Annotated in this window: 5 protein-coding genes; all 5 read left to right on the plus strand. The window is 65.1% G+C overall.

Going from position 1 to position 3009, the window contains the following annotated elements:
- Window positions 1-10: 10 nt before the first annotated feature.
- From JNK68_00410 to JNK68_00430, 5 genes are read left to right on the plus strand one after another with little or no spacing between them, the layout of a single operon-like run.
- Window positions 11-307, plus strand: coding sequence for a ferredoxin family protein (locus tag JNK68_00410; protein MBL8538807.1), 297 nt, complete (start codon window positions 11-13; stop codon window positions 305-307).
- Between the two features lie 18 nt (window positions 308-325).
- A complete protein-coding gene (locus JNK68_00415) occupies window positions 326-1582 on the plus strand; it encodes an FprA family A-type flavoprotein (GenBank protein MBL8538808.1) in 1257 nt (418 codons plus the stop codon).
- Window positions 1583-1617: 35 nt separating this feature from the next.
- Entirely contained in the window at window positions 1618-1977 is a 360-nt protein-coding gene (locus JNK68_00420) for a 2Fe-2S iron-sulfur cluster binding domain-containing protein (protein ID MBL8538809.1), read from the plus strand.
- Between the two features lie 16 nt (window positions 1978-1993).
- The gene (locus JNK68_00425) at window positions 1994-2284 is read left to right on the plus strand and encodes a (2Fe-2S)-binding protein (protein ID MBL8538810.1); all 291 of its coding nucleotides are present in this window, start codon (window positions 1994-1996) and stop codon (window positions 2282-2284) included.
- A gap of 5 nt (window positions 2285-2289) precedes the next feature.
- The gene (locus tag JNK68_00430; protein ID MBL8538811.1) at window positions 2290-2616 is read left to right on the plus strand and encodes a (2Fe-2S) ferredoxin domain-containing protein; all 327 of its coding nucleotides are present in this window, start codon (window positions 2290-2292) and stop codon (window positions 2614-2616) included.
- Window positions 2617-3009: the final 393 nt, after the last annotated feature.

Consider the following 3009-nt stretch of genomic DNA (forward strand, 5'->3'; position numbering starts at 1 on the left):
GGGCACTGCGATGAGTCTCGCGATCAATGTCGAAGAAAAGCTGTACCAGAACCGCTACCGGGTCGATCACGGTCGCCCGCACATCCGCATCCTCAAGCCGGAGGTCTGTCGCAGCGACTGCAGGATGCAGCAGTGCACCTACGTGTGTCCGGCCGCGTGCTACAAGGCGGAGGGCAACGGCAGCGTGGTGCTGATCACCGACGGCTGTCTGGAGTGCGGCAGCTGCCGCATCATCTGCGACGAGCACCGCAACGTCGAGTGGACCTACCCGCGTGGCGGGCACGGCATCCTCTTCAAGTTTGGCTGACGCCCGCGAAGTCGTGTCATGAGCGTAGCGGCCGCCGTCACCGAGCGCATCCACTGGATCGGTGCGCTCGATCCGGGCATGCGCACGTTCGACGTCATCCTGAAGACGCCGAGCGGCACGACGTACAACAGCTACTGCGTGCGCGGCTCGGAGGGCGTGGCGATCATCGACACGGTGAAGCTCGAGTGCGCGGACCAGTTCTTCGCACGGCTGCAGCAGTTCGCGGACTACGGCGAGATCCGCGCCATCGTGCTCAACCACCTGGAACCCGATCACTCGGGCTGTCTGCCGGAGCTCCTGCGGCGCGCGCCGCAAGCGAAGCTGTACGTCTCCGAGTCGGCGCAGCTCATGCTGAAAGCCCTGGTCAAGCAGGACGGGCTCGCTTTCGTGCCGGTGACCACCGGCGACAGCGTCTCCCTCGGCGACCGCACGCTCAGGTTCCTACACACGCCCTACCTGCACTGGCCGGACACGCAGTGCACCTACGTTCCGGAGGAGCGGGTGCTGTTCTCGGGCGATGTCTTCGGCTGCCATTTCTGCGACCGGCGCATGTTCAACGACGCCGTCGGCGATTTCCGCTTCGCCTTCGAGTACTACTTCCATCACATCATGCGGCCGTTCAAGCGCCATGTCCTGGACGCGCTGGCGCTGATCGAACCGCTCGATCTCGCCGCCATCGCGCCCAGCCACGGGCCGATCCTGCGCGACCGCCCGCGCGACTACGTCGCGCGCTATCGCGAGCTCGCCACACCGCGGCTCAAGCGCGAAACCGACAACGGCGATCGCACGCTGATCGTCTTCTACATCAGCTCCTACGGCAACACGCGGCGCATGGCGGAAGCGATCTGCGACGGCGCGGCGGAAGTGCCCGGGCTGCGGCTGTCGCTCTACGACCTCGAAGGCTCTCCGGTGGAGCCGCTGGTCGACCTGGTCGAGGAAGCCGATGCCATCCTCATCGGCTCGCCCACCATCAACGGCGATGCGGTGAAGCCGGTGTGGGACCTGCTGTCGTCGTTCGCCGGCATCCATGTCAAGGGCAAGGTCGCTGGTGCGTTCGGCTCCTTCGGCTGGTCCGGCGAGGCTGTGCGCATGATCGAGGACCGGCTGCGCGGACTGAAGATGCGCGTGCCCGTCGCCGGGGTGAAGGTGAAGCTGATTCCGGCGCGTGAGGAGATCCTGGCGTGCCGCGACTTCGGGCGTCAGGTCGGGGAGTTTCTCATCGGACGGCAGGTGACGCGCGAGATCGATTTCTCCGAACTGGTCTCCGCTGCCTGAGAGACCCGAGCGCGTCCAGACAAGAGGGAGTTGCCATGGCCAAAGCCAAAGTGAAGTTCGCCGACGTGAACGTGACCGTCACCGTGCCGGTGGGCACGCGCATCATCGAGATCTCCGAGAAGGTGGGCTCGTACATCGCCTACAACTGCCGCGAGGGCGACTGCGGACAATGCATGTTCGCGGTGGTCGAAGGCGCGCAGAACCTGTCGAAGCCGTCAGAGCTCGAACGCGCCACACTGCTCCAGCAATACCGCGAGATCATCGATGGCTGGCGCAGTCTCGACAGCGCCGAGGCAATCGCTGCCGCCATGAAGCGCGACAACCTGGGCGGGCGGGAGTGCCGTCTCGCCTGCCAGACACAGGTGTTCGGCGACAGCGTCGTCGCCCCCCTGTAGCCCACCGGAGACCCTCATGGCCAAAGCCAGGCTCACCTTCGCCGACATCGGCGTATCCGTCACGGTGCCCGCGGGCACCCGCATCATCGAAGTCTCCGAGAAAGTGGGTTCCGGCATCGCCTACGGCTGCCGCGAGTCCGACTGCGGCACCTGTCTCACGACGGTGGAATCCGGCATGGAACATCTGTCGGAAAAGTCGCCCTACGAGATCGCCACCCTCGCCGGGCACAACGTCCCCGCCAATGTTCGTCTGGCGTGCCAGACGCTCGTGCTGGGCGACGCCGTGATCCGGCCGTACGGAGGCTGATTCACATGACGAAGCCTCTCCACCACGTCTTCGTGTGCACCCAGCAGCGGCCGCCCGGTCACCCGCGCGGCTCCTGTCAGCAGAAAGGGGCGGCGGAGGTGCTGCAGGCGTTTTGGGCAGAGCTCTCGCGGCGCGCAGCCTTCGACCGTGTCGCCGTCACCTATTCGGGCTGCCTCGGTCCGTGTGAAGGCGGTGCCAACGTGCTCGTTTATCCCGAGGGCGTGCTCTACTCGGGAGTCAGGAAGGAGGACGTGCCGGAGATCTTCGACCGGCATCTGGAAGGCGGCGCGCCTGTCGAGCGCCTGCTCGCTTCCGCGGCAGTCTGGGGCTGAGCGAAAGAGCTGAGTGCAGCGACGCCGGGCGGCACGTGCCGCTTCGCAGTTACCATCCAAGTCAGAAGCAGGGCTCAAGGTGGACGTGCGCGGTATGTATCCCTATAGCGGTCCCATCACCGGCTCTTTGGGAGCTGACGTAATGCTTGCTTCTAGGCGCAAGAAGTCATGCGTCATACACGCGTAGGAACGTGCGAAAGTGAAGGTCGGAATCAGCGACGCCCGACACGAACCAAGACTGTCCGTCCGTACTAACGCACGCATTGCCGGAAAGGTAGTGATTGCCGGTGCAACCGCTCCAGTTGCCGAGCCACTGCTCAGGTCCGTGCGGGGGCGCGTGGAAATAGGAAGCGACAATGGCATACTGGCGACCGGGAACTTGGGGAAGTGGAT

The organism is Betaproteobacteria bacterium, assembly GCA_016791345.1.
In the GTDB taxonomy this organism is placed as follows: Bacteria; Pseudomonadota; Gammaproteobacteria; order Burkholderiales; family JAEUMW01; genus JAEUMW01.